Origin of the sequence: Escherichia sp. F1 (assembly GCF_046764225.1) — a bacterium.
In the GTDB taxonomy this organism is placed as follows: Bacteria; Pseudomonadota; Gammaproteobacteria; order Enterobacterales; family Enterobacteriaceae; genus Escherichia; species Escherichia coli.
This window is the reverse complement of sequence record NZ_CP177202.1, coordinates 880,079-902,735: the sequence shown is the minus strand read 5'-3', so window position 1 is coordinate 902,735 and position 22,657 is coordinate 880,079. Positions and strand designations below refer to the sequence as shown.

General features: G+C 50.9%; 21 protein-coding genes. 3 read left to right on the top strand and 18 right to left on the bottom strand.

Annotation, left to right across the window (positions count from 1 at the left end):
* Positions 1-3: 3 nt before the first annotated feature.
* Together scpB and scpC are read left to right on the top strand one after the other, a co-directional pair.
* Positions 4-789 carry a methylmalonyl-CoA decarboxylase gene (gene scpB / locus ACK8NJ_RS04315; RefSeq protein WP_001521243.1) on the top strand — a complete coding sequence of 262 codons (786 nt, stop codon included), beginning with the start codon at positions 4-6 and terminating at the stop codon, positions 787-789.
* A gap of 23 nt (positions 790-812) precedes the next feature.
* Positions 813-2,291, top strand: coding sequence for a propionyl-CoA:succinate CoA transferase (gene scpC / locus ACK8NJ_RS04310; protein WP_097234217.1), 1,479 nt, complete (start codon positions 813-815; stop codon positions 2,289-2,291).
* On the opposite strand, the gene srsR is transcribed toward scpC, so the two are convergent.
* The 14 genes from srsR to tkt all read right to left on the bottom strand — a co-directional run bounded on the left by srsR (position 2,288) and on the right by tkt (position 17,479).
* Positions 2,288-3,184, bottom strand: a complete 897-nt coding sequence (gene srsR / locus ACK8NJ_RS04305) for a LysR family transcriptional regulator SrsR (protein ID WP_000350807.1) — start codon at positions 3,182-3,184, stop codon at positions 2,288-2,290. The genes scpC and srsR overlap by 4 nt on opposite strands.
* 167 nt (positions 3,185-3,351) lie before the next feature.
* On the bottom strand, positions 3,352-4,092 hold the full coding sequence (locus ACK8NJ_RS04300; RefSeq protein ID WP_000669834.1) for an oxidative stress defense protein: 741 nt from the start codon (positions 4,090-4,092) through the stop codon (positions 3,352-3,354).
* A gap of 92 nt (positions 4,093-4,184) precedes the next feature.
* On the bottom strand, positions 4,185-4,820 hold the full coding sequence (gene argO, locus ACK8NJ_RS04295; RefSeq protein ID WP_000493346.1) for an arginine exporter ArgO: 636 nt from the start codon (positions 4,818-4,820) through the stop codon (positions 4,185-4,187).
* A 138-nt stretch (positions 4,821-4,958) separates the two neighbouring features.
* On the bottom strand, positions 4,959-5,819 hold the full coding sequence (mscS, locus tag ACK8NJ_RS04290) for a small-conductance mechanosensitive channel MscS (protein ID WP_000389812.1): 861 nt from the start codon (positions 5,817-5,819) through the stop codon (positions 4,959-4,961).
* 190 nt (positions 5,820-6,009) lie between these two features.
* The gene (gene fbaA, locus ACK8NJ_RS04285; protein WP_000034372.1) at positions 6,010-7,089 is read right to left on the bottom strand and encodes a class II fructose-bisphosphate aldolase; all 1,080 of its coding nucleotides are present in this window, start codon (positions 7,087-7,089) and stop codon (positions 6,010-6,012) included.
* 213 nt (positions 7,090-7,302) lie between these two features.
* Positions 7,303-8,466 (bottom strand): phosphoglycerate kinase, encoded by a 1,164-nt coding sequence (pgk, locus tag ACK8NJ_RS04280; RefSeq protein ID WP_000111269.1) that lies wholly within the window; start codon positions 8,464-8,466, stop codon positions 7,303-7,305.
* Positions 8,467-8,515: 49 nt separating this feature from the next.
* Positions 8,516-9,535, bottom strand: coding sequence for an erythrose-4-phosphate dehydrogenase (gene epd, locus ACK8NJ_RS04275; protein WP_000218485.1), 1,020 nt, complete (start codon positions 9,533-9,535; stop codon positions 8,516-8,518).
* A 284-nt stretch (positions 9,536-9,819) separates the two neighbouring features.
* On the bottom strand, positions 9,820-10,533 hold the full coding sequence (locus tag ACK8NJ_RS04270; protein ID WP_000687716.1) for a nucleoside/nucleotide kinase family protein: 714 nt from the start codon (positions 10,531-10,533) through the stop codon (positions 9,820-9,822).
* The gene (fumE, locus tag ACK8NJ_RS04265; RefSeq protein WP_000224133.1) at positions 10,530-11,039 is read right to left on the bottom strand and encodes a fumarase E; all 510 of its coding nucleotides are present in this window, start codon (positions 11,037-11,039) and stop codon (positions 10,530-10,532) included. Before fumE ends, ACK8NJ_RS04270 begins: the two co-directional genes overlap by 4 nt.
* Positions 11,040-11,060: 21 nt before the next feature.
* The gene (glpX, locus tag ACK8NJ_RS04260) at positions 11,061-12,026 is read right to left on the bottom strand and encodes a class II fructose-bisphosphatase (protein ID WP_328116320.1); all 966 of its coding nucleotides are present in this window, start codon (positions 12,024-12,026) and stop codon (positions 11,061-11,063) included.
* Positions 12,023-13,300, bottom strand: a complete 1,278-nt coding sequence (locus ACK8NJ_RS04255; protein WP_328116322.1) for a zinc-binding dehydrogenase — start codon at positions 13,298-13,300, stop codon at positions 12,023-12,025. Before ACK8NJ_RS04255 ends, glpX begins: the two co-directional genes overlap by 4 nt.
* Positions 13,301-13,314: 14 nt before the next feature.
* A complete protein-coding gene (gene cmtA, locus ACK8NJ_RS04250; RefSeq protein WP_411962145.1) occupies positions 13,315-14,703 on the bottom strand; it encodes a PTS mannitol transporter subunit IICB in 1,389 nt (462 codons plus the stop codon).
* A gap of 27 nt (positions 14,704-14,730) precedes the next feature.
* Positions 14,731-15,174 carry a PTS mannitol transporter subunit IIA gene (gene cmtB, locus ACK8NJ_RS04245; RefSeq protein ID WP_328116325.1) on the bottom strand — a complete coding sequence of 148 codons (444 nt, stop codon included), beginning with the start codon at positions 15,172-15,174 and terminating at the stop codon, positions 14,731-14,733.
* Positions 15,175-15,487: 313 nt separating this feature from the next.
* Positions 15,488-17,479 (bottom strand): transketolase, encoded by a 1,992-nt coding sequence (gene tkt / locus ACK8NJ_RS04240; RefSeq protein WP_000098616.1) that lies wholly within the window; start codon positions 17,477-17,479, stop codon positions 15,488-15,490.
* Positions 17,480-17,756: 277 nt separating this feature from the next.
* On the opposite strand from tkt, the gene loiP reads away from it, so the two are divergent.
* Entirely contained in the window at positions 17,757-18,515 is a 759-nt protein-coding gene (gene loiP / locus ACK8NJ_RS04235; protein WP_001297457.1) for a metalloprotease LoiP, read from the top strand.
* Between the two features lie 47 nt (positions 18,516-18,562).
* Here loiP and speB read toward each other — a convergent pair whose 3' ends face one another.
* The 4 genes from speB to yqgB all read right to left on the bottom strand — a co-directional run bounded on the left by speB (position 18,563) and on the right by yqgB (position 22,612).
* Positions 18,563-19,483 carry an agmatinase gene (gene speB / locus ACK8NJ_RS04230; RefSeq protein WP_000105566.1) on the bottom strand — a complete coding sequence of 307 codons (921 nt, stop codon included), beginning with the start codon at positions 19,481-19,483 and terminating at the stop codon, positions 18,563-18,565.
* Positions 19,484-19,618: 135 nt separating this feature from the next.
* Positions 19,619-20,350 carry a hypothetical protein gene (locus ACK8NJ_RS04225; protein ID WP_409023785.1) on the bottom strand — a complete coding sequence of 244 codons (732 nt, stop codon included), beginning with the start codon at positions 20,348-20,350 and terminating at the stop codon, positions 19,619-19,621.
* A gap of 145 nt (positions 20,351-20,495) precedes the next feature.
* Positions 20,496-22,472 carry a biosynthetic arginine decarboxylase gene (speA, locus tag ACK8NJ_RS04220; protein WP_001295380.1) on the bottom strand — a complete coding sequence of 659 codons (1,977 nt, stop codon included), beginning with the start codon at positions 22,470-22,472 and terminating at the stop codon, positions 20,496-20,498.
* 8 nt (positions 22,473-22,480) lie between these two features.
* Positions 22,481-22,612 (bottom strand): acid stress response protein YqgB, encoded by a 132-nt coding sequence (yqgB, locus tag ACK8NJ_RS04215; RefSeq protein ID WP_001297406.1) that lies wholly within the window; start codon positions 22,610-22,612, stop codon positions 22,481-22,483.
* Positions 22,613-22,657: the final 45 nt, after the last annotated feature.

Below are 22,657 nucleotides of genomic sequence, written 5' to 3'. Positions count from 1 at the left end.
TTTATGTCTTATCAGTATGTGAACGTTGCCACTATCAACAAAGTGGCGGTCATTGAGTTTAACTATGGCCGCAAACTTAATGCCTTAAGTAAAGTCTTTATCGATGATCTTATGCAGGCGTTAAGCGATCTCAACCGGCCGGAAATTCGCTGTATCATTTTGCGCGCGCCGAGTGGATCCAAAGTCTTCTCCGCAGGTCACGATATTCACGAACTGCCGTCTGGCGGTCGCGATCCGCTCTCCTATGATGATCCATTGCGTCAAATCACCCGCATGATCCAAAAATTCCCGAAACCGATCATTTCGATGGTGGAAGGTAGTGTTTGGGGTGGCGCATTTGAAATGATCATGAGTTCCGATCTGATTATCGCCGCCAGTACCTCAACCTTCTCAATGACACCTGTAAACCTCGGTGTCCCGTATAACCTGGTCGGCATTCACAACCTGACCCGCGACGCGGGCTTCCACATTGTCAAAGAGCTGATTTTTACCGCTTCGCCAATCACCGCCCAGCGCGCGCTGGCTGTCGGCATCCTCAACCATGTTGTGGAATTGGAAGAACTGGAAGATTTCACCTTACAAATGGCGCACCACATCTCTGAGAAAGCGCCGTTAGCCATTGCCGTTATCAAAGAAGAGCTGCGTGTACTGGGCGAAGCGCACACCATGAACTCCGATGAATTTGAACGTATTCAGGGGATGCGCCGCGCGGTTTATGACAGCGAAGATTACCAGGAAGGGATGAACGCTTTCCTCGAAAAACGTAAACCTAATTTCGTTGGTCATTAATCCCTGCGAACGAAGGAGTAAAAATGGAAACTCAGTGGACAAGGATGACCGCCGATGAAGCGGCAGAAATTATCCAGCATAACGACATGGTGGCATTTAGCGGCTTTACCCCGGCGGGTTCGCCGAAAGCCCTTCCCACCGCCATTGCCCGCAGAGCTAACGAACAGCATGAGGCCAAAAAGCCGTATCAAATTCGCCTGCTGACGGGGGCGTCAATCAGCGCCGCCGCTGACGATGTACTTTCTGACGCCGATGCTGTTTCCTGGCGTGCGCCATATCAAACATCGTCCGGTTTACGTAAAAAGATCAATCAGGGCGCGGTGAGTTTCGTTGACCTGCATTTGAGCGAAGTGGCGCAAATGGTCAATTACGGTTTCTTCGGCGACATTGATGTTGCCGTCATTGAAGCATCGGCACTGGCACCGGATGGTCGAGTCTGGTTAACCAGCGGGATCGGTAATGCGCCGACCTGGCTGCTGCGGGCGAAGAAAGTGATCATTGAACTCAATCACTATCACGATCCGCGCGTTGCAGAACTGGCAGATATTGTGATTCCTGGCGCGCCACCGCGGCGCAATAGCGTGTCGATCTTCCATGCAATGGATCGCGTCGGTACCCGCTATGTGCAAATCGATCCGAAAAAGATTATCGCCGTCGTGGAAACCAACTTGCCTGACGCCGGTAATATGCTGGATAAGCAAAATCCCATGTGCCAGCAGATTGCCGATAACGTGGTCACGTTCTTGTTGCAGGAAATGGCGCATGGGCGTATTCCGCCGGAATTTCTGCCGCTGCAAAGTGGCGTGGGCAATATCAATAATGCAGTCATGGCGCGACTAGGGGAAAACCCGGAAATTCCTCCGTTCATGATGTATTCGGAAGTGCTACAGGAATCGGTGGTGCATTTACTGGAAACGGGCAAAATCAGCGGGGCCAGCGCCTCCAGCCTGACTATCTCGGCCGATTCCCTGCGCAAGATTTACGACAATATGGATTACTTTGCCAGCCGCATTGTGTTGCGTCCGCAGGAAATTTCCAATAATCCGGAAATCATCCGTCGTCTGGGCGTCATCGCTCTGAACGTCGGCCTGGAGTTTGATATTTACGGGCATGCCAACTCAACGCACGTAGCCGGGGTCGATCTGATGAACGGCATCGGTGGCAGCGGTGATTTTGAACGCAACGCGTATCTGTCGATCTTTATGGCCCCGTCGATTGCTAAAGAAGGCAAGATCTCAACCGTCGTGCCAATGTGCAGCCATGTTGATCACAGCGAACACAGCGTCAAAGTGATCATCACCGAACAAGGCATCGCCGATCTGCGTGGTCTTTCCCCGCTTCAACGCGCCCGCACTATCATTGATAATTGTGCACATCCTATGTATCGGGATTATCTGCATCGCTATCTGGAAAATGCGCCCGGCGGACATATTCACCACGATCTTAGCCACGTCTTCGATTTACACCGTAATTTAATTGCAACCGGCTCGATGCTGGGTTAATGACTCGTCCCGTCACGATCTTCAGCAATATGCTGAAGCATCGTGGCGGTATAACGATGATTTCTGATTGAATAAAGATATTCCTGCATATACATCGGCCTGTGCGGCGCATCAAAATATTTCAGAGTTGCCGGATTCACCAGTCGCCAGGCAAAATGCGGGATCACCGTCAGAAAATGTCCGCGCTCCACGGCGCTGATTTTGGCCATAAAACTGTAGGGACGATAAATAATGGTGGGATTGATCCCACAAGGTCGCATATTCGCATCAATCATTGCTTCGAAGTTGGCCCGGTTCTGAAAGCGCATTTGCAGCCAGGGTAGCTCCTGAAGCAGCTCTTGCTCTTGTCGCTCTTCATAACGGCGAGAAACGAGAAAGCCCAATCGCAGCGGTGGTAGTTCACTGATAGTCAGGTTTTCCAGTTCCTGAACTCGTGCAGATACATGCTGTGGGGAGATAATAAAATCTAACTGACGGTCAAAAAGATTATCGATAACGCCGTTTTCGCTGAACTCAACTGGCTGGGCGGTCACGCCTTCATACTTATCTCCGAGACTAATCAACTGATCGAAAATAATTGTCGGATAAGTATTATCTATGCCAATCACAATTTCTCGTGAACGACGTCCTGAGTTATGGATTTCATTATCAATCGCAGAAAGTCGTTGATAAACCGGGAACAGTTTTTGATACAGTTCCTGCCCGGCTTTATTGAGGCTGATATTATTATCTTTGCGGGTAAATAGCGTATAGCCAATTTGTTCTTCCAGCGCGGCAATGCTTTTGCCAAATGGCGAAGCCGTCATATGGATTTTTTCTGCCGCGCGGGCAATATTATTGGTTTGCGCTAATAAAATGAAATTGCGCATCTTTTTCGAAATAAAAATGTCCATACTCCCTCCCCCGCATCCTTGTCCGCTTAACCGTTTCAGTCAGCCTATCCTTGATGAAACCGCGAGCAAAGATAGGTGATTACGTCATGGTTTTACAGAAAATTACAGAAAAAGGAGGCAATATCGGGTAAAGGCATTAGCCCGACGAATACGTCGGGCTACAAATATTATTGTGCTGCAGGTGTTTTAGCGGGTTGTTGATCCACAGGTTCTAACTGGAAGACCACATCGACCTGATCATCAAACTGAATAGCGGCCTGCTCGTAAGTTTCCTGGGCGGACACCGGCGCGGCATCGGCTTTCATCATCCGCACCATTGGGCTGGGCTGATAGTTGGAAACATGGTAGCGCACGCTATATACCGGCCCCAGTTTACGATGAAAGCCGTTCGCCAGTTCCTGCGCCTGATGAATCGCGTTATCAATCGCTGCCTTACGCGCTTTGTCTTTATAGGCATCCGGCTGCGCCACGCCCAGCGACACAGAACGAATTTCGTTAAGACCCGCCTTCAGCGCGCCATCCAGCAAGGAATTCAGTTTGTCTAACTGACGGAGCGTGACTTCCACCGTTCTCACAGCACGGTAGCCTTTCAGGATACTTTTACCATCCTGATAATCATAATCTGGCTGGGTGCGTAAGTTCGCTGAGCTGATATCTTTTTTCGCGATCTGATTGAGTTCAAGGAAGGAAATGTATTGTGCGACGCGCTCATCCGCCTGTTTCTTGGCAGTAGCGGCATCCTTCGCGGCCACGTTGACTTCAATCGCAAGAGTGGCAATGTCTGGCACCGCATCCACGCTTGCCGTACCGGAGGTGACAATATGCGGTCCATCCGGCAATTCGTTAGCCTGCGCTGCCATCCCGCTAATACCCATTAATGCCGCCAGGGCGATAACTTTGAACTTCACGTTAGTCTCTCCGTGTTAATTGACTTGCCTAAAATTCAGGACCTCTGGAGGCAAGCTTAGCGCCTCTGTTTTATTTTTCCATCAGATAGCGCCTAACTGAACAAGGCTTGTGCATGAGCAATACCGTCTCTCGCCAGCTGCAAGGCAATAAACCACATAACACATCCCACAACCAGATTGATAATGCGTTGTGATTTTGCCGTGCGCAGGCGCGGTGCCAGCCAGGCTGCGAGAATAGCCAGACCAAAGAACCACAGGAAAGAGGCGCTAATAGTCCCGAGCGCAAACCAACGTTTTGGTTCCACATCAAGTTGCCCGCCAAGGCTGCCCAGTACAACAAAAGTATCCAGGTAAACATGCGGATTCAGCCAGGTCACTGCCAACATGGTGGCGATAATTTTCCATCTGCCTTGCTTCAGGACTTCGGCACTGGCTAACTCAATATTACTGCTCATCGCTGTTTTAAAAGCGCCAAAACCATACCACAGCAAGAAGGCTACGCCGCCCCAGGTGACCAGCGCCAGCAACCACGGCGACTGCATCAATAACGCGCTGCCACCAAAAATCCCGGCGCAAATCAGGACCAAATCGCTGATAGCGCAAAGTAAGGCAATCATAATGTGGTACTGACGACGAATGCCCTGATTCATCACAAAAGCATTTTGTGGGCCGAGCGGCAGAATCATAGCTGCCCCAAGAGCAAGGCCTTGAAAGTAATAAGAAAACACGTTGGATATTCCGAATTAAGTATCTGATGCAGAGACTATATCGCGGGATTGTTATTAGCGGAAATTGATAATATTAATTGGCAATCAGAAAAACTAATAAGAGAGAGGCCAGAGAGTATTATCTGGCCTCAGCGTTGATTATGCAGCTTTGTCTTCTTTCACCCGCTTAAAGTTCACATCCATTTGCGGGTACGGGAAGCTGATACCGGCGGCATCAAATTCACGTTTAATACGCTCCAGCACATCCCAGTACACGTTTTGCAGATCGCCGCTGTTGCTCCAGACGCGGACCACGAAATTAATCGACGATGCGCCAAGTTCATTCAGGCGCACAGTCATTTCGCGATCTTTCAAAATGCGATCTTCAGACTGGATAATATTGGTCAGGATCTGCTTAACCTGATCGATATCGGAATCATACGCCACGCCAATAATAAACTCGTTACGGCGAGCTGGCTCGCGGGAGAAGTTAATAATATTTCCGGCAATAATTTTACCGTTCGGAATAACGATAATTTTACCGTCTGCAGTACGCATGGTGGTGGAGAAAATCTGCACACTCAGCACAGTACCGGCTACGCCGCCGAGGTCAACATATTCTCCGGCACGGAACGGGCGGAACATGACAAGTAACACGCCAGCGGCCAGGTTAGACAGTGACCCCTGCAAAGCCAGACCAACAGCTAAGCCTGCGGCACCGAGTACAGCAATGACGGACGCGGTTTGTACACCCACGCGTCCCAGTGCAGCGATTAGCGTAAAGGCGATAATACCGTAACGGACTAATGCAGAAAGAAAATCAGCAACAGTGGCATCGATTTTACGGGAGATCATCAGGCGATTCACCGCGTTGGAAATCATCCGCGCGATAATCAAACCAACGATGATGATCGCGAGTGCCGCCACGATGTTTACTGCATAACTTAGCAGCAGCGCCTGGTTAGCCACCAGCCAGCTTCCCGCGCCGTTTATGCTATCGACAACATTCAAATCTTCCATTCAATATTCCTTTTCAACTGACTCAAAATGGAGAAATACACTCCGCCGCCTTATGACGGGCAGTCTGACAAGGGTAAACAATAAAGCATAATTTTGCCAAATAGATCACAGATTTCTCATCTGTATCACCTTGCTTTTGGCGAAAAAAAGACCCGCAGAGCGGGCCTTGAGATAAGCAGAAAGGAATGACTTACAGAACGTCGATCGCGTTCAGTTCCTGGAATGCTTTTTCCAGACGAGCGATCATCGAAGTCTGACCGGCACGCAGCCATACGCGCGGATCGTAGTATTTCTTGTTCGGCTGATCTTCGCCTTTCGGGTTACCCAGCTGACCCTGCAGATAAGCTTCGTTCGCTTTGTAGTAGTTCAGAACGCCTTCCCAGGTTGCCCATTGGGTATCGGTATCGATGTTCATTTTCACTACGCCGTAGCTTACGGAGTCTTTGATTTCCTGAGCAGTAGAACCGGAACCACCGTGGAATACGAAGTTCAGGCTGTTGTGCGGCAGGTTGTGTTTCTTAGAAACATATTCCTGAGAATCACGCAGGATGGTCGGAGTCAGAACCACGTTACCCGGCTTGTAAACACCGTGTACGTTACCGAAGGACGCTGCGATGGTGAAACGCGGGCTGATTTTGCTCAGCTCGGTGTATGCGTAATCAACGTCTTCCGGCTGGGTGTACAGTGCAGAAGCGTCCATGTGGCTGTTGTCCACGCCGTCTTCTTCACCACCGGTGCAACCCAGTTCGATTTCCAGAGTCATGCCGATTTTGGACATGCGCTCCAGGTATTTAGAGCAGATTTCGATGTTCTCTTGCAGAGATTCTTCAGACAGGTCGATCATGTGAGAAGAGAACAGCGGCTTACCGGTAGCTGCAAAGTGTTTTTCACCCGCGTCCAGCAGACCGTCGATCCACGGCAGCAGTTTCTTCGCGCAGTGGTCGGTGTGCAGGATAACCGGAACACCATAATGTTCAGCCATCTGGTGAACGTGATGCGCACCAGAGATCGCGCCCAGGATAGCAGCGCCCTGCGGAACATCAGATTTCACGCCTTTACCAGCGATAAAGGAAGCACCACCGTTGGAGAACTGAACGATAACCGGCGCTTTAACTTTAGCAGCGGTTTCCAGTACGGCGTTGATGGAGTCAGTACCGACGCAGTTTACTGCTGGCAGTGCGAAGTTGTTTTCTTTTGCTACCTGGAAAACTTTCTGTACGTCATCACCAGTGATTACGCCAGGTTTTACGAAATCAAAAATCTTAGACATGTCTCTTGTCCTGTATCGTCGGGCCTTATACTCGTCATACTTCAAGTTGCATGTGCTGCGTCTGCGTTCGCTCACCCCAGTCACTTACTTATGTAAGCTCATGGGATTCACTCTCTTGTCGCCTTCCTGCAACTCGAATTATTTAGAGTATGAAAAAGTGCGTGCTTTAAAAGCGCGCTGCAACAAGGGCAGGTTTCCCTGCCCTGTGATTTTTTACTTCTTAGCGCGCTCTTCGAGCATCGCTACTGCAGGCAGTACTTTACCTTCCACGAATTCGAGGAATGCGCCGCCGCCAGTGGAGATGTAGGAGATTTTGTCAGCAATGCCGAACAGGTCGATTGCTGCCAGAGTGTCGCCGCCGCCAGCGATGGAGAACGCTTCGCTGTCTGCGATAGCGTTAGCCACGATTTCAGTACCTTTGCGGAAGTTCGGGAATTCGAACACGCCAACCGGACCGTTCCACAGAATGGTTTTCGCATTCTTCAGGATTTCAGCCAGTTCCTGAGCGGAAGCATCACCGATATCCAGGATCTGCTCGTCAGCTTTCACATCGTTAACAGATTTCAGGGTAGCCGGTGCAGTTTCAGAGAACTCAGTCGCTACACGAACATCAGACGGAACCGGGATGTTGCAGGTGGTCAGCAGACGTTTAGCTTCGTCAACCAGGTCAGCTTCGTACAGAGATTTACCCACATCGTGGCCTTGTGCCGCGATAAAGGTGTTAGCGATACCACCACCAACAATCAGCTGGTCAGCGATTTTAGACAGGGAGTCCAGAACGGTCAGTTTGGTAGATACTTTAGAACCACCAACGATAGCCACCATCGGGCGAGCAGGTTCTTTCAGTGCTTTACCCAGCGCGTCCAGTTCAGCTGCCAGCAGCGGGCCTGCGCACGCAACGTCAGCGAATTTACCGATACCGTGAGTAGAAGCCTGCGCGCGGTGAGCAGTACCGAATGCGTCCATTACGAACACGTCACACAGTGCAGCGTATTTTTTGGACAGGGTTTCGTCGTCTTTCTTCTCGCCTTTGTTGAAGCGAACGTTTTCCAGAACAACCAGTTCACCTTCAGCAACGTCAACGCCGTCGAGGTAATCTTTAACCAGACGAACCGGGTTAGACAGTTTGTCTTTCAGGTAGTTAACAACCGGCAGCAGAGAGAATTCTTCGTTGTACTCGCCTTCGGTAGGACGACCCAGGTGGGAAGTTACCATCACTTTTGCGCCTTGTTTCAGGGCCAGTTCGATGGTCGGCAGAGAAGCACGGATACGCGCGTCGCTGGTTACTTTCCCGTCTTTTACTGGTACGTTCAGATCCGCACGGATAAATACACGTTTCCCAGCAAGATCCAGATCGGTCATCTTAATTACAGACATGGTGAATCCTCTCGTTGATTCTAAAAGTTTTGCAGACGCTGCTTGCGTCTTACCTGAAAGCAACAGTAGCCATAGCTAACGTCGTGTCGAGCATTCGGTTAGCAAAGCCCCATTCGTTATCGCACCAGACCAACGTTTTGATCAGGTGTGCGCCACTAACCCGGGTTTGGGTGCCATCGACAATGGCACTGTGCGGATCGTGGTTAAAATCTACAGAGACCAACGGCAATTCCGTATAGTCAACTATACCATGAAATGCACCTTGTGCTGCTTTTTGCAGCAACAGGTTGACTTCATTGGCTTTTACAGGTTTCTTCACCGTCACGCTTAAATCGATTGCCGTCACATTTATGGTTGGCACACGTACCGCAATCGCTTCAAAGCGATCATTAAATTGCGGAAAAAATCGTGTGATACCGGCGGCCAGTTTAGTATCGACCGGAATGATCGACTGGCTGGCTGCCCGGGTGCGACGCAGGTCAGGATGGTATGCATCAATAACCTGTTGATCGTGCATGGCGGAGTGAATTGTGGTCACAGTGCCGGACTCAATACCGTACGCATCATCTAACAATTTGATGACGGGAATTATGCAATTCGTGGTACAGGAAGCGTTAGAAACGATGCGGTGTTCCGCACGAAGTTGATCCTGATTGACGCCGTAAACAACGGTCGCGTCGAGATCGTTACTGCCAGGATGTGAAAAGAGCACTTTTTTGGCCCCGGCGGCAATATGCGCTTCGCCATGCTCGCGGGAGCCATATACGCCGGTGCAGTCGAGGACTACATCAACGCCAAGTTCACGCCAGGGGAGCGATTGCAGTGTACGTTCATGCAATACGCGGATGGCGTCATCACCAACAAAAAGTTGATCGCGTTCCTGTCGTACTTCCCATGCAAAACGGCCATGGCTGGTGTCATATTTCAACAAATGCGCCATGCCCGCAGCATCCGCCAGTTCGTTGATTGCCACCACGGTAATTTCCGCCCGGCGTCCGGATTCATACAAAGCACGAACCACATTACGCCCGATGCGACCGAAGCCATTTATCGCTACGCGTACGGTCATAGATCTCCTGCAAGGTTTTCCCTGAGCAAATTTGCCAGACAGAGTAATCCAGCAAATCGTCCGGGGAAACCTTACCTGTCGCAAACTGCGACTGATTGGTTAATTGTCGAACATTTAATCGACTGAAACGCTTCAGCTAGGATAAGCGAAACGTGGAATAAAAGGAATGATTGTCCAGCCGAAGAAGACATTTATCTGACTTACATCACACTTTTATCCCCTTTTGTAGGGGGCTTTATTCCAGGCTGGCGTAATAATACCCCTGCAATAACTGGAATAAATTGTCAGCTTTTGAAGTGATATCTGCCTTCTTCGGTCATCTCTACTATCAGATTGGCCTGACGACTATTCACCAGAACACGCTCGACATTGGGACCATCGGTTCGGGCATAAAAAGCTTCGGCTTCTTGCCGCGATAATCCTCCCGCAATTTTACGACTAATCAAGCGCTCCCGCAGAATTTGAGCAGGTGCATGAATAAAAATAGAAAAATCGCAGAAAGATGCCAACTCCTGCCACTTTTCATCATCCAGTAATAACCAGTTTCCTTCGACGATGACGAGTGGTGCGGTAACGTGCAACGCATCTTCAACAGGATCATGCTTTTGTCGATCGTACTGCGGCCACGTACAATCCCCTTCCACGACCTGGCGCAGATTTTCCGCCAGTTTCGCAACGTCAAATGTCTCTGGTGCGCCTTTGAAGGGGCGAAATTGATGCGCATCCAGCCAGCTATTGTAATGGTGAAAACCATCCATCGGCAGCGTCTGAATAGCGGGTAGTTCCGGGTCTTGTTGCGCGAGATATTCCCAGAAGGTGGTTAGGGTAGATTTACCCGTCCCCGGCGGAGCGCAAAGAAAAACCACCGTACGCCGCTGCGGATTTACCGTCTGTAAGGCCGCCAACATGCGCAGCAACGGTTTATGTACATTTTCTATCTCATCAACATGGTACTGTGCTTGTACCTTCAGACCATTCACCGTTAATTCAATTTTCACGGCGTTAATTCCTTTAAGGTGGTCGTTACTGCCAGCGTCAGCGCCGTTTTGACCATCCCGCTAAAACGCGCCTCTGACCAGACGGCGAAATCGGCGAACTTCATCGCTTTCAACGCGTCATAGAGCGTCGCATTGCGGGTTATGCTATTGACGTTGCTAATAAAATCCCAGGTCATGTCATCGGCAAATCCGGGCATTTCATTCTGTTCGTTCAGGTAATGCCAGAACTGGGAAAAATGCGTGATATCGGCGTACAGCCATTTATCCATTTTCCCCAGCGCATAAATCAAACGCAGCGCAACATCAATATCGTCAAGCGGGCCGCTTTGGGCGAGTAACGGCTTCACTGCATATTCCACGATCTCTTCATCGTTATCGACAAACAGCGACGGCAGAAACTGGCGTATCCCCTGGAGCAAAATAGAATGCGCAGTTTTCATAAATGAAAATAAATTGTCCTGTGCATCCAGTTGCTCAAGCACATCATCTTCTGTCAGCGTCGCCATTGGTCTTCCGATAGATCACCATCAATGCAGGGAGTCTATTATATTACACGTTTGGTCCGCGCCGCCGATCAGTAATGTCTGCGTCCGCACCCCATTCGCCGTCTGTTGGATTCCGTTCACCAACTCGCCGCCCGTCACGCCCGTAGCGCTAAAGAGGATATCGTTCCCCCTCACCAGTTCATCGAGCGAGTACACACGGTTAACGTCAACGCCCATTTCCTTGCAACGCTTGCGCTCCTGCTCTGCAATCTGCCGATTTTCCGTGTAATCCCCTTTAGCCTGACAAAAGTCAATCAGCTCGGCCTGCATATCCCCGCCTAATGCTTTAACGGCACAGGCAGAAATCACGCCCTCCGGCGCACCGCCGATGGTGTACATCACATCGTAAGGATTATCCTGCCAGCAGGTCCGCACGCTGGCGGCGACATCGCCATCCGGCAGGGCAAAAACCTTCACGCCCAGCTGTGTTGCTTCCTCAATTGCGGCACTCAGGCGCGGTTTATCCAGCGTAACCATGCGCAGTTTGTCCAGCGGTTTGCCTAACGCTTTCGCCACGTTTCGCAAGTTGTCCGCCAGAGGCAAAGACAGATCAATCGCCCCGGCAGCCTGTCGATTAACAACCAGCTTTTTCATATACATATCGGGCGCATGTAACAGGCTATCTCGAGGGGCGAAAGCCATGACCGCCAGCGCATTGCTCTGCCCCATCGCCACCATCCGCGTACCTTCAATGGGATCAACCGCGATATCGACTTCTGGCCCATCGCCTTTGCCCACCTCTTCGCCAATCCACAGCATCGGCGCATGGTCAATCTCTCCCTCGCCGATAACCACTCGCCCACGAAAAGCAACGTCGTTCAACGCCTGGCGCATCGCGGTGACCGCCAGGCCATCAATTTTATTTTTGTCGCCACATCCGGTTTGCGGCCAGGCAGCCAACGCTGCCTGTTCCGTAACGCGAAATAATGGCCACGCCAGGGACATCATTGCGCGGCCTCCCCGATATCAACGCCAAATTGCGCCAGCAGATATTTCTCGGCCTGCTCATTCCAGATGCCATGCGTTTCCTCAACCAGCCGCGCCAGCTCTTTAAACAGCGGATCGGTTTTGCCTTTTTCGGCAAAATCGGCAATGGCAGTCAGCGGCATGGTCACGCCGTTATAAATGAGTTTTTTACCGCCGGGGATATCCGGCAAATTGAGCACGGTTTCTGGCACTGCATCCAGGCCACCGATATGGGTCACCATAAAGGAAGGCTGTAACTGCCCCGTGGCGCTAAGCGCAATCGCCTCTTTCATGTCGTCCGTTGAACCGCCGGACGTACCGACGACATGCGTGCTGTTGTAATGGACGTTGTAGAAATTAAACGGCACTTTGAAGTTTTTATCCGTCGGCCCGGCAAAGAAGTTCAGGCAGCCATCTTCCGCCAGTAATTCATCAGCCATCTCAACGACAGCAGGCACCGCCGCATAAACAAAAATGTCATCGAACCCGGCATCTCCTGTAAGCGCCCGCAGCATCTGGACAGGATCGCTCATCCCTTTGGTATTCATATACACCAGCTCAATGCCTTTACTGGCCGCCAGTTCCACCGGCAGCAGCTTTTGTACCTGCGCCAGGCGTTTATCGTCGATATCGACCACCACCACCCGCGACGGTTGTATGCCGCCGTTAATAGCATAATCGATAGCGCCAATGCCCATCGGACCAGCACATGCCAGCAGCGCAATATTGCCGCCAGGTTTAACGCCCATGCGATGCTCATAAACATATTGCGTGGTGTGATAATTGGCATGATAAGCGCCAATAATGCAGCACATAGGCTCTGCCAGCGACGCCGCAGCAAAATAAGAGCCGTGATACGGTAATACGCAGCCCAAATTAATGGCGATTTCGGGAATAATCATATAGGTGGCGTTACCGCCAAAATATTCGTAGCTGTAGCCCGCTGAATATCCGCTTGGTAACCCCATCGCCGGTTGCAATACAAAACGCTGGCCTTTTTTATATTTGTCGGTGAGATTTTTACCCACTTCAACAATAACCCCGGCACATTCATGCCCGGTAATGACCGGATGATTTTCTAAATCGTCGGGTACGCGTTTATGTTCACTACCGAGTAACGCCGCTTTCCAGGTCGATAAACAGACGCTGTCAGAAATTACACTCACTAACAGTTCATTATCGGTAATTTCTGGCAGTTCAAATTCGCGCAGACGGACATCCCGCTTGCCATAAATAGCAGCAACTTTGGTTTTCATTTTTACCTCGGCAATCAGTTTTTATGTTCGGCGGTTAATTGATTAAATAAAGTGTCGAGTTTTGGATCGCCAATATAGTTATTAATCAGTATCAGCGGTTTATCCGTCACACGTTTCACGCGCCCTTCCAGACTGGCATGAGTAACAACGATATCCGCATCCGCAGGCACGTTTTCTATCGCGTAATGTTTTACTTCAATTGCCAGCCCCGCTTTTTCCAGACGTTTACGGAAGGTGGTTGCGCCCATCGCGCTGGAGCCCATCCCCGCATCGCAAACAAAGGCGATACGCTTAACCCGGCTTAACGAGAATGCACCCTCTTGTTTCATCGCCTTAACCGCATTGGCTGACTGAGCAAACTCATCTTCGTTCTCCGTTTCCACCGTTTTTTCCATCTTCAGTATCAGCGAAGTGATAGCAAAGGACACCAGGGTACCTACCGTAACACCAGCAATTGTCGCCAGGAATGAGCCTTTCGGCGTCAGCGCCAGGTAAGCAAAGATAGACCCCGGACTTGGGCCAGCCACCAGACCACCGTCCAGTAAGTTAAACATCCAGGTGCCAGACATACCGCCCGCAATCATGGCAATAATGGTCAGCGGCTTCATCAGCACATATGGGAAATACAGTTCGTGGATACCGCCGAGGAAGTGAATAATCATCGCCCCGGGCGCAGAACGTTTACTCATCCCTTTACCAAACAAGGTAAACGCCAGCAGCAGCCCTAATCCAGGCCCAGGATTGGACGCCACCATAAAGAAGATAGATTTACCGTTAACCGAAGCCTGTTGCATTCCCAGCGGATAATAGACGCCCTGATCGATCGCATTATTGAGGAAAAGCACTTTCGCCGGTTCATTGATGACTGACAGCAGAGGCAGATAACCCGCATGTACCAGCGCCTCGATACACTCTTTGACGAAAGTATTGGCAATTAACACCGCCGGGCCGATCACTTCAAAACCCAGCAGACAAAGGAGCATCCCCGCGATACCTAATGAGAAGTTATTGATAACCATCTCAAAACCGGCAGGTATGCGTTTTTCCAGTGCCTTATCGACATATTTTATGACCAGCCCACCGAGCGGTCCCATAATCATCGAGCCAAGGAACATCGGGATTTCAGCGCCGACGATCACACCAATCGTACCAATTCCGCCCATGACCGCGCCGCGTTTACCGCCGACCAGGTGACCACCGGTAGAACCAATCATCACGGGCAATAAATAGGTAATCATCGGGCCGACAATTTTGGCGAAATGTTCATTCGGCAGCCAACCGGTGGGAATAAATAACGCAGTTATAAAGCCCCAGGCAATAAAAGCACCGATATTGGGGATAACCATTGCCGTCAAAACCCCCCCAAAAGCCTGGACCTTTGCACGAGCAGACTTGTTTTCCATAATATTATCCTGTAGAGGAGAGAGTAATTATCCGCGGCTGATAATGTCCGCTAATTGTTTTTCTGATGATGCTGTTAAGAGTTGTTCGAGTATTTCTTCTTCGCACAGTAATTCACTTAACGCCTGAATAGCGCCAATGTGCGAATCGGCATCGGCAGCAGAAAGCCCGATGAGTAATTTAATCGGTTCGTCATTCCCCGGAAAATAAACGCCTTGTTTAAGTAACGTCAAAGACATCCCGGTTTTAAGCGCCCCACATTCCGGTCGCGCATGAGGCATTGCCACACCTGGCGCGAGAATATAATAAGGGCCATTGTTAATGGTGGAATCTTTAATTGCCTGAATGTAATTCTCGCTGATATAGTTTTTATCCAGCAATGATGCCATCGAGAAATCGATAGCTTCATGCCAATCTTTTGCTGAATGTATAACTGAGATTGATGATTCTGGAAAATAATCACTAAGCCGCATAAATTATCCTTATTTTATTTTTAGGGTACCGTCCGGCGGTAAAAATAAAATACTCGTGCGGTTTAATGAAAGCAATTGAGCGGGAAAACCGGTGTTTTGAAAACAGTGAATTATTAATTTCTTATATAACATTGAGTTATAGGTATAATAATAAATGTCAACACGTATATCGTGATGCATATTACATAATTGATATTTTTTGCATATAAATATTTGTGATCTACACGACGCTTTATCTATTGTTTGTCCGAAAACGGACATGTCAAGGTAATAAAAAAGGTCGCCGAAGCGACCTTTTTACCCGAAATGCTAATTACAGCAGTTCTTTCGCTTTCGCAACAACGTTGTCAACGGTGAAACCGAACTCTTCAAACAGTTGCTCTGCCGGAGCAGATTCACCGAAGGTGGTCATGCCGACGATAGCACCGTTCAGGCCAACATACTTGTACCAGTAGTCAGCAATGCCAGCTTCCACCGCAACGCGTGCAGTAACCGCTTTCGGCAGTACGGATTCACGGTAAGCCGCATCCTGCTTGTCGAATGCGTCAGTAGACGGCATGGAAACCACGCGCGCTTTCACGCCTTCGGCAGTCAGTTTTTCGTAGGCAGCAACAGCCAGTTCAACTTCAGAACCGGTAGCGATGAAAATCAGTTCCGGCTGACCGGCACAGTCTTTCAGCACATAACCACCGCGCGCGATGTTTGCCAGCTGCTCTTCAGTACGTTCCTGCTGCGCCAGGTTCTGACGGGAGAGGATAAGCGCAGTCGGGCCGTCCTGACGCTCAACGCCGTATTTCCACGCGACCGCGGATTCAACCTGGTCACACGGACGCCATGTGGACATGTTCGGGGTCACGCGCAGTGAAGCGACCTGCTCTACCGGCTGGTGAGTCGGGCCATCTTCGCCCAGACCGATGGAGTCGTGGGTGTAAACCATCACCTGACGCTGTTTCATCAGCGCAGCCATACGTACGGCGTTACGTGCGTATTCAACGAACATCAGGAAGGTAGAGGTGTACGGCAGGAAACCACCGTGCAGGGAGATACCGTTGGCAATCGCGGTCATACCGAACTCGCGAACACCGTAGTGGATGTAGTTACCCGCAGCATCTTCGTTGATTGCTTTAGAACCAGACCACAGGGTCAGGTTAGACGGTGCCAGGTCAGCAGAGCCGCCGAGGAATTCAGGCAACAGCGGGCCGAACGCTTCAATCGCATTCTGAGACGCTTTACGGCTGGCGATTTTCGCCGGATTAGCCTGCAGTTTAGCGATAAACTCTTTCGCTTTGGCGTCGAAGTCAGACGGCATTTCGCCTTTCATACGGCGGGTAAATTCAGCGGCTTCCTGCGGATAAGCTTTGGCGTAAGCAGCGAATTTCTCGTTCCATGCGGATTCTTTCGCCTGGCCTGCTTCTTTCGCATCCCACTGAGCATAGATTTCAGACGGGATTTCGAACGGCGCATATTTCCAGCCCAGTTGTTCGCGGGTCAGGGCAATTTCAGCGTCGCCCAGCGGCGCACCGTGGGAGTCGTGGGTACCGGCTTTGTTCGGGGAACCGAAACCGATGATGGTTTTGCACATCAGCAGGGACGGTTTGTCAGTCACTGCGCGCGCTTCTTCTACTGCGCGTTTGATGGATGCCGCGTCATGACCGTCGATGTCGCGAATAACGTGCCAGCCGTAGGCTTCGAAACGCATTGCGGTGTCGTCGGTGAACCAGCCTTCAACGTGACCATCGATGGAGATACCGTTGTCATCGTAGAACGCAATCAGTTTACCCAGCTTCAGCGTACCTGCCAGAGAGCAAACTTCGTGGGAGATGCCTTCCATCATGCAGCCGTCGCCCATGAAGGCGTAGGTGTAGTGGTCGACGATGTCGTGGCCCGGACGGTTAAACTGCGCCGCCAGCGTTTTTTCTGCAATCGCCATACCGACTGCATTGGCAATACCCTGACCCAGCGGACCAGTAGTGGTTTCCACGCCAGCGGTGTAACCCACTTCCGGGTGGCCCGGAGTTTTAGAGTGCAGCTGACGGAAGTTTTTCAGTTCTTCCATCGGCAGATCGTAACCGGTGAGGTGCAGCAGGCTGTAGATCAGCATGGAGCCGTGGCCGTTGGACAGCACGAAGCGGTCACGGTCAGCCCAGGACGGATTCTGCGGGTTGTGCTTCAGGAAATCACGCCACAGGACTTCGGCAATGTCAGCCATACCCATAGGGGCACCCGGGTGACCGGATTTGGCTTTCTGTACTGCGTCCATGCTCAGCGCACGAATAGCATTGGCAAGCTCTTTACGTGAGGACATTTTGACTCCAGATCGGATGATGAAGGGCACGCCCTTAACGACTTGACGACAGCGCGTTTTGGGCTACGCCGGAAAATTTGCCAACAATTTACCGCAAGCCGCGCGTCATGTACATGGAACATCCTTTTGCCGCTTCAGAAATCTCTGGATCATGCTCGCATGTTGCGCAATCTGCTCGCCCGTCCGCTGCGCTTTTCCTTATACTGAGACTAAGCGTCGATTCACCTGCAAACGGCGCATTTTTAGAATAATCCTGACCTTGTGCGGAAGAGAAAACATGAAAATTCGCGCCTTATTGGTAGCAATGAGCGTGGCAACGGTACTGACCGGTTGCCAGAATATGGACTCCAACGGACTGCTCTCATCAGGAGCGGAAGCTTTTCAGGCTTACAGTTTGAGTGATGCGCAGGTGAAAACCCTGAGCGATCAGGCATGTCAGGAGATGGACAGCAAGGCGACGATTGCGCCAGCCAATAGCGAATACGCTAAACGTCTGACAACTATTGCCAATGCGCTAGGCAACAATATCAACGGTCAGCCGGTGAATTACAAAGTGTATATGGCGAAGGATGTGAACGCCTTTGCAATGGCTAACGGCTGTATCCGCGTCTATAGCGGGCTGATGGATATGATGACGGATAACGAAGTCGAAGCGGTGATCGGTCACGAAATGGGGCACGTGGCGTTAGGCCATGTGAAAAAAGGGATGCAGGTGGCACTTGGTACAAATGCCGTGCGAGTAGCTGCGGCCTCTGCGGGCGGGATTGTCGGCAGTTTATCTCAATCACAACTCGGTGATCTGGGCGAGAAATTAGTTAATTCGCAATTCTCCCAGCGCCAGGAAGCAGAAGCCGATGATTATTCTTACGATCTTCTGCGCCAACGCGGCATCAGCCCGGCAGGTCTTGCCACCAGCTTTGAAAAACTGGCGAAGCTGGAAGAAGGCCGTCAAAGCTCAATGTTTGACGACCATCCAGCATCCGCCGAACGCGCCCAGCATATTCGCGATCGTATGAGCGCGGATGGAGTTAAGTAAGCATTTTATTACGCCGGATTTGACGCATAACGCATCTTATCCGGCGCTTACTCGCCCTTTTTCGCCGCCTGGATATACAGCATCTCCAGCGCCAGCGTCGCCGCAGCCAGAGCGGTGATTTCCGACTGATCGTATGCCGGAGCCACTTCCACTACGTCCATCCCAACGATGTTGAGATCTTTCAGGCCGCGTACCAGTTTAATAGCGCGATCGGAGGTCAGGCCGCCAATCACCGGCGTACCAGTTCCCGGCGCGAAAGCAGGATCCAGGCAGTCGATATCAAAAGTCAGGTAAACCGGCATATCACCTACAATCTGTTTCACCTGAGCGATAACGTCATCCACGCTGCGATCGTTCACCTGGCAGGCGTCCAGCACGGTAAAGCCGTTGTCTTTATCGAACTCAGTACGAATACCAATCTGCACGGAATGATTCGGGTCGATCAGACCTTCTTTCGGCGCGGTATAGAACATGGTGCCGTGGTCAAATTCACAACCGTTAGCGTAGGTATCGGTGTGGGCATCAAAGTGTACCAGCGCCATTTTGCCGAAATGCTTCGCATGTGCACGCAGCAGCGGCAACGTAACAAAGTGGTCACCACCGAAGGAGAGCATACGCTTACCGGCAGCCAGCAGCTTCTCGGCGTGTGCCTGCAGTTTTTCGCTCATCTCACGGGCATCGCCGAAGGCATATACCAGATCGCCGCAGTCCACCACGTTCAGACGCTCACGCATGTCGAAATTCCACGGGAAGCGGTTGTGTTCCCAGGCCAGATTCGTCGAAACCTGACGAATAGCTGCCGGACCGTGACGACCACCCGCACGACCAGAAGTGGCCATATCGAACGGCACGCCAGTAATCACCCAGTCTGCATCGCTGTCATACGGCTGGAAGTTCATCGGCAGGCGTAAAAAACCAAAGGCGTTGGAAACCAGTGAGTTATCGTATTGATGACCTAAGGTGCTCATGGATGGACTCCTATTACAAAGTCGATATAAAAAAACCCTTCCGCGTCGTTAGGCCCGACGAGGAAGGGTTGGATTTGCGAAACACAAGTTTGCGCTAATTATCGCCTTAAATGGACGAGGCATCAAGCGAGGTTGCTATTTCCGACACGGTGGCGGCGCATAGCCATTGTTATCTGCCGGAAAGGCTTGTCCAGAGCACGGCGGCATCGCGTTTTGCGCCGAGCCTTGTAATTCAAAGGCGGCAAAGCCGATTACCCCGGTATTACGCACATCGCCTTGCGCCGAATTGGCTGCGTAGGAATCAGCAACGTTGGCGAACTGAAAAGCCGCTTCGGTATGTTTATCTTTGCGAAATCCTTTAATCGCTAACGAATCTCCGGCATTCACAATATAGCCGTTGTTATTCAGCGAACCTTGCTTGCCGTTCAGCACATCCAGGCCATCAACCGTAGCAACGATCTCGTAGTTGGTGTTACGACTGTAATTACGGACATATAATTGATAATTCATTCCGACTCTGGCATGGACAATATAGCGTGGTTCATTATTGGATGAATCATAAACACGCGTAATAGGTAGAGAATTAAAATTACCATCGCGAATAGCATATTCCAGTTCGTTAATACGAATGCTATAAACGCGGTCATAGCCGGAAGGAACATTAGTCGAATAACTAATAACGATCATCTCTGCCGGATCGCGCCAGGCTCGCTCAGCAGATACGCCCTGAACCGATGAGTGCACATCCCCACCCCAGGCGGTGCCGACATTGCCCGATGCACTGCTATTATACTGCGCATTACTGGAACAACCGGCCAGCAGCACGGCTAATGCTATCAACGCGCTACGTACTTTCCCTTTTTTCATAACCGTTCCCTCTGTATTTAATTAATGCAGCGATTGTAGGGGGATTATTTAATAAGAAAAGCAGCTAAATTATTTTTAAGAATATATAAAAAGAAAGCGGGCCGATTTACGTAAATAAATCGACCCGCCAGCGGAATAATCTTAATTATTCATCTTCAAGATAGGTATAACCGTACAAACCTGCCTCGAACTCTTCAAGGAACTGTTGTTGCAGTTCAGCATCAAGATCGGTTTTCTTCACTTGATCGCGGAACTGGGTTAACAGCGTTTTCGGATCGAGCTGTACATATTGCAGCATGTCCGCCACGGTATCGCCTTCGTCAGACAGTTCTACTTCTACGCTACCGTCAGGGAACACGAACACGTCAACCGCTTCGGTATCACCGAACAGGTTGTGCATATTGCCGAGGATCTCCTGATATGCGCCGACCATAAAGAAACCGAGCATCGGCGGATTCTCTGGATCGTACTCCGGCATTGGCATTGTCGTGGCAATACCATCACCATCAATATAGTGGTCGATAGCACCGTCAGAGTCACAGGTAATATCCAGCAGCACAGCGCGACGTTCCGGCACTTGATCCAACCCTTCCAGCGGCAGAACCGGGAACAACTGGTCGATCCCCCACGCATCCGGCATCGACTGGAACAGCGAGAAGTTGACGTACATTTTGTCCGCCATACGTTCCTGCAGCTCGTCGATAATCGGACGATGAGCACGGTTTTGCGGATCCAGCTGCTTTTGCACTTCATGGCACATGCTCAAATAAAGCTGCTCAGCCCATGCGCGTTCTTGCAGGCTAAAGGTGCCGGAAGAGTAGCCGATATGAATATCGTGCAGATCCATCTGGCTGTCATGCAACCACTCACGCAGAGAACGGCGAGTTCCCGGTTCGTGCATCTCCTGCCAGGTTTCCCACATGCTTTGCAGGGCGCGCGGTGCGTCTTCTGCAGGCGCAGTCGGCACCGTGTATTCGTTACGTTCCACGCCGATGATATTCGACACCAGCACGGTGTGATGTGCAGTCACCGCACGACCCGACTCGGTGATTACTGTCGGATGTGGCAGACCATTTTCTTCACACGCATCACCAATCGCCCAGATGATGTTGTTGGCGTATTCATTGAGGCCGTAGTTCACCGAACAGTCGGACTGCGAACGGGTGCCTTCATAGTCCACGCCCAGACCACCGCCGACGTCGAAGCACTGAATATTGACGCCCAGCTTGTGCAGCTCAACATAGAAACGCGCGGATTCACGAACGCCTGTCGCGATATCGCGAATATTCGCCATCTGCGAACCGAGGTGGAAGTGCAGCAGTTGCAGGCTGTCGAGACGCCCGGCTTCACGCAGGGTTTCAACCAGTTGCAGTACCTGAGTCGCCGCCAGGCCGAACTTCGATTTTTCCCCGCCGGAGGACTGCCATTTACCGGAGCCCTGCGAAGCCAGACGCGCACGCACGCCCAGACGAGGAACGACATTCAGACGTTCTGCTTCATCCAGCACAATGGCAATTTCTGACATCTTCTCAATGACCAGATAGACCTTGTGGCCCATCTTCTCGCCAATTAATGCCAGGCGGATATATTCGCGGTCCTTATAACCGTTGCAGACGATGACGCTACGGGTCATGCCAGCATGTGCCAGCACCGCCATCAACTCCGCTTTGGAACCGGCTTCCAGGCCTAGCGGTTCGCCCGAATGAATCAGGGACTCAATCACGCGGCGGTGCTGGTTAACTTTGATCGGATAAACGAGGAAGTAATCGCCGTTATAGCCGTAGGATTCCCGCGCACGTTTGAACGCGGCGTTAATAGAACGCAAACGATGCTGCAGGATCTGTGGGAAACAGAACAGTGCAGGCAGACGCTGGCCCTGTGCTTCACGAGTTTTCACTAACTGCGCGAGATCGACGCGAGCTTCCGGGACGTCCGGGTCCGGGCACACGCTAATGTGGCCCAGCTCGTTAACGTCATAGTAGTTATTGCCCCACCAGGCAATATTGTAAGTACGCAGCATCTTGCTGGCTTCCTGGGAGCTCATTGCAACCTCCTGCATGGAGCGTAGTACACCGTGTTCGCCCGCTGACGAAGGCAAACCCATAGACATGTCGTCAGACATAGCGAACCTCAAATTATTTTATTAAGTGTAAAACAGTTAACGACTATCGCAGCCTGGAACTGCGATAACAACCCATAAGCACATGGATTTTCCAGCAGTGAATGCTGACGCTCCAACTGCGCAACCGGTTTCTTTTTCATAACATTATTAAGCACATAACCGAACGTAAGTGTGACAGTTCGGCG